General features: G+C 40.8%; 5 protein-coding genes. 1 reads left to right on the top strand and 4 read right to left on the bottom strand.

Annotation, left to right across the window (positions count from 1 at the left end):
- Nucleotides 1–755: class II glutamine amidotransferase (locus tag E1160_RS00625; protein ID WP_155153059.1), on the top strand; the 755-nt coding region annotated here is incomplete at its 5' end.
- Nucleotides 756–766: 11 nt separating this feature from the next.
- On the opposite strand, the gene E1160_RS00620 is transcribed toward E1160_RS00625, so the two are convergent.
- The 4 genes from E1160_RS00620 to choX form a co-directional block, all read right to left on the bottom strand.
- A complete protein-coding gene (locus tag E1160_RS00620) occupies nucleotides 767–1,480 on the bottom strand; it encodes an HAD family hydrolase (RefSeq protein WP_155153058.1) in 714 nt (237 codons plus the stop codon).
- A gap of 37 nt (nucleotides 1,481–1,517) precedes the next feature.
- Nucleotides 1,518–2,744, bottom strand: coding sequence for a choline ABC transporter ATP-binding protein (gene choV / locus E1160_RS00615; protein ID WP_155153057.1), 1,227 nt, complete (start codon nucleotides 2,742–2,744; stop codon nucleotides 1,518–1,520).
- Nucleotides 2,745–2,749: 5 nt separating this feature from the next.
- Nucleotides 2,750–3,595 (bottom strand): choline ABC transporter permease subunit, encoded by an 846-nt coding sequence (gene choW, locus E1160_RS00610; RefSeq protein ID WP_328597104.1) that lies wholly within the window; start codon nucleotides 3,593–3,595, stop codon nucleotides 2,750–2,752.
- A gap of 118 nt (nucleotides 3,596–3,713) precedes the next feature.
- Nucleotides 3,714–4,661 carry a choline ABC transporter substrate-binding protein gene (gene choX / locus E1160_RS00605; protein ID WP_328597103.1) on the bottom strand — a complete coding sequence of 316 codons (948 nt, stop codon included), beginning with the start codon at nucleotides 4,659–4,661 and terminating at the stop codon, nucleotides 3,714–3,716.
- Between the last annotated feature and the right edge of the window lies 1 nt (nucleotide 4,662).

Raw genomic sequence — 4,662 nt, 5'->3', positions numbered from 1 at the left:
GGCTATCTTACCGTGGCCCTTCTATTTTTTTAGAAGAAATGCTTTATGCCCCAAGCCATTCTTTAATAGAACAAAGCCTTCATGCATTTGAGGCAAAGACACCTACCAATGGAGATGGATTCGGAATAGGCTGGTATGGTGAAAGATCAATTCCCGGTACATATCACGAGATTCTACCTGCTTGGAATGATTCAAATCTGCGTAATATTGCTGCTCAAGTGCGCTCTGGAAATTTTTTTGCCCATGTAAGAGCCTCTACAGGTACTGCGACCAGTCGGCAAAATTGTCATCCATTTAGCTATAACAAATGGATGTTTATGCATAATGGGCAGATAGGCGATTATTGCGATTTACGTCGTAAATTAGAATCCGATATTTCGGATGAACTATATGCAGAACGCACTGGTACTACAGATAGTGAATTATTATTCTTATTAATGTTGGATCGTGGTTTAGATGACAATCCTATCCAAGCAACAAAAGATTTGCTCGAACACCTAAACCAAGTCATGTCAGAAAAAAGTAGTAAAAAACCATTTCGTATGACAGCCGCTTTCACAGATGGCCCACGTTATTACGCGATGCGTTATTCTACTGATGATAAGCCGCCTTCTCTCTATTATGCGCAGATTAACGATCAGTTGATTATTATGTCTGAACCATCTGAAGATGATTCAACAACCTGGATTGAAGTACCTCCATCAACATTGATTGAAGCAACAGCAGATAACCAGCTCGTATTTCACGATTTATAAATTAAACGTATTTAGGCGTTTAGTTGATCAATCAGAGCAGGTAATTCTGCTACGCTAGAAAGTATATGGTCAGCATGACCATCAAGGTCTTCAGCAAGTGAATTACCTGTCAAAACCCCAACAACCTTTGCTGCGCCAGCATTACGCCCCATTTCAGTGTCATGCGTGTTGTCACCAACCACCATAACTTCATTTGCTGATAGACCTGTCTTTTTAAAAAAGCCTTCAACCATGCCAGAGGAAGGTTTAACACCATGACCACTATCATAACCAACCACATAAGATAATTGATCTTGGACGCCTAACTTATCAAACAACATATTGGCTGCATTTTCAGAATCCATAGTCGCAACACCGATCAAAAGACCTCGATCACGTAAGTTGGTGAATAACTCAGCAAGGTCAGTAGCAGGTACAACTTCTTCACAACTGGAATATGTAAAAATCTCCTCAACTTCAGTATGCAGCGCTTCACGTCTTGAAGTTAACTCAGGCAAAATTTCTAAAAAACAATCTATCAGATCATTTATATCACCTGCCCCTAGAATAGATCCCGAAGTAATTCGATCTTCTTCGGGATCCCAACCACCAGCAATCATCAGTCTCTGTTTTAAATCCTGATTGTCACCGGAAAACAATTCGACAGTTTTATGGATGGCAGGCATCCATGTTTCATGAAAATTAGTTAAAGTGCCATCTTTGTCAAAAACGATGCCTTTAATCATGTCAAATTGCCCTTATTCTAGGTAAAAATCGAAGTTACTATGCAGCTTCTTCTTGTCCTAGGCTAGTTTGTCTTAGGATACCAGCGTAAATCTCATCATCGCCGACTAATCCAACAATTTTCTCGCCATCTGACAATAAAATTGGATTACTCGTGCGATGACGAATTTCAATCATCCAACGCATTTTCATATCAGATGGCGCAACAACAATACAATCGTCGTTAAGTCCAGCAACATCCTCTTCTGTTGAGATAGGTTTTATAGCTAAAGATTGCGCATCGTCATAGATTTGAGCATCCAAAGCACTACCAGCCCCATCAACACTAAAGAACAAAGACGTTTTGAAATTAGCAATATACTTATCGCCTTCTTTATCTAGCTCATTCAACGGCGTCATAAAAGAAGCGCCTTGCAATACATTTAACGGGTTCATATGGGCTACGAATTCCGCAACATATGCATTTGCCGGATTTAACACAATATCTTCTGGCTCACCATATTGTACAATGCGTCCCTCTTCCATAATCGCAATATGATTACCAAGTTTTAACGCTTCATCTAGATCGTGGCTCACGAAGATAATGGTTTTGTTCAAATCTTTTTGTAAACCAAGCAAGAAATCTTGTAGCTGATTACGGATTAAAGGATCAAGAGCAGAGAATGGCTCATCCATCAGCAAAATATCTGCGTCAGTCGCAAAAGCACGCGCAAGACCAACACGTTGCTGCATACCACCCGAAAGTTCGTGGGCGTATTTGTCTTTCCATTGCGCAAGACCAACAAGCTCTAATTTCTCAAGAACGATCTTTTCCCTCTCAACAACTGACATTCCAGCTAACTCAAGACCAAGACCAACATTTTCTTCTACAGTACGCCAAGGCAACAAACCAAATTGTTGGAAAACCATCGCTACGCGTTCGGTACGCATGTGACGTAAGGTATCTTTATCACAAGAAGCAATATCGACTTGACGATCGCCATCTTGAACTAAAATAGAGCCGCGACTTACTTTATTAAGACCGTTCACCGCGCGTAACAATGTTGATTTACCTGAACCAGATAACCCCATTAGAACGCAAATCTCGCCTTCTTTAATATCGATAGACGCATCCGCAGTACCCAAAACACAACCTGTTTCATCTAAGATAGATTTACGTGTGCCACCTGCATCTAGCAATTTAAGCGCCTCAGATTGTTCAGCCTTTTCGCCAAACATAATATCTACATTTCGGAAGGAAACGGACGTTTTCTTATCTTCACTCATATCTCTTACTCCCCGCCTTTATGTGCTGGACGCTTACAAATTCGATCCATTAAAATAGCAACAATCACAATTGCCAGGCCTGCTTCAAATCCCTTAGCGATATTCACTGTGTTAAGGGCACGAAGAACAGGAATACCAAGGCCATCAGCCCCAACCATAGAGGCGATCACCACCATGGAAAGAGATAGCATAATACATTGTGTTAAACCTGCCATTATAGTTGGGAAAGCATGTGGGATCTCTACTTTAAATAAAAGCTGCTTCTTTGTTGCCCCGAAACTTTCTGCTGCCTCTACCAAAGGGGTCGGCACAGAAGAAATCCCCAAATAAGTCAAACGAATTGGAGCTGGAATAGCGAAAATTACAGTCGCAATCAATCCAGGCACCATACCTAGACCAAAGAAAATCAATGCAGGGATCAAATAAACAAATGTAGGAATTGTTTGCATCATGTCTAGCACTGGGCGCAAAAACAACCAAAATTTTGGTTTATGAGCAGCAACGACACCCAAAGGAACACCAAAAAGCATACTAACGAATGTTGCGCAAATAACCAAAGTCACTGTGTAAATAGTTTCTTCCCAATATCCCAAATTCACAATAAATAATAAGCTAAGCGCAGTGAACAAACCTAGTTTCCAAGAACGATGAAGCCAAGTTGCAAATGCTGTTACAGCCGCAATAATGATCCAATCAGGAAACCACAACAAAGATTCTGCAACCGCAGTAGTGAACCCTTCTAAAACAATTGTAATATAATCAAAAAACCAGAAGAAATAATCTGTCAAGAAGTCGACAAAATTTGCCATCCACTTCCCTACTGGAATTTTATTCTCAGCAATCCACTCCACTTTCACTACTCCCCTGATTTCCTATTATAAGTATGAAAAATTTTTAAAATTATAATGAGTTTAAAGAAAAAGGTCAGACCCGTGAAGGCCTGACCATTTCCTCATAATATTCAGTCTCTTACTCTGCAACTGCTGCTTTTACAGCTGCCAATGCATCGCCACCGTCAAATGTGGAGACACCAGCTAACCAGCCATCAAGAATTGATGGATTAGCTTTCAACCAAGCTTTCGCCGCATCATTCGGCTCTTCACCATCGTAAAGAGCAACCATAATTTCGTTTTCCATTGGCAAAGTAAATTGTAGTTGAGAAATTAGTTTACCAAGATTTGGACATTCACTTGTCAAGCCTTTACGTGTGTTCGTGTAAATATCCGCACCGCCAAAATTCGGACCAAACACTTCGTCACCGCCAGATAGATATTCCATTTCTATACTTGCATTCATTGGATGAGGAGCCCAACCAAGGAAAACAACCATTTCATCGCGTTTAGAAGCACGAGTAGCTGCTGACAACATGCCTTGCTCGGAGCTTTCTACGACTTCAAACCCTTTCAATCCAAACATATCAGCATCAATCATGCCTTGAATCAAACGGTTCCCGTCATTACCTGGTTCGATACCATAAATTTTCCCATCTAAGTCATCAGAAAACTTTGCAATATCAGCAAAAGACTTCAAACCAGCATCAAAAGCTTTTTTATTCACTGCCAATGTATATTTAGCACCTGTTAAGTTGGCTGGTTCAATTACTTCAACTGTACCGGCATCTTGATAAGGCTTCAGGTCAGCTGCCATAGAAGGCATCCAGTTGCCCAAAAATACGTCGACATCCCCAGATTCCATAGATTTATATGTTACAGGTACAGATAGAACTTTTGCTTCCGGCTCATATCCCATAGCGGAAAGAACAACACTAGCTGTCGCTGTTGTTGCTGTGATATCTGTCCAACCAACATCAGCAAAAGTTACTGACTTACAAGATGCCGAATCTGCCGCCATAGCTTGCGCCGACAAGGCAACAGTCGCAACACCCGCTAATGCAATTTTCTTTAATGAAGATTTAATC

The sequence above is a fragment of the Curvivirga aplysinae genome (genome assembly GCF_009711445.1).
Taxonomy (GTDB): Bacteria; Pseudomonadota; Alphaproteobacteria; order UBA8366; family Aestuariispiraceae; genus Curvivirga; species Curvivirga aplysinae.
The sequence above is the reverse complement of the archived record's forward strand: the minus strand, read 5'-3'. Positions and strand labels throughout refer to the sequence as shown.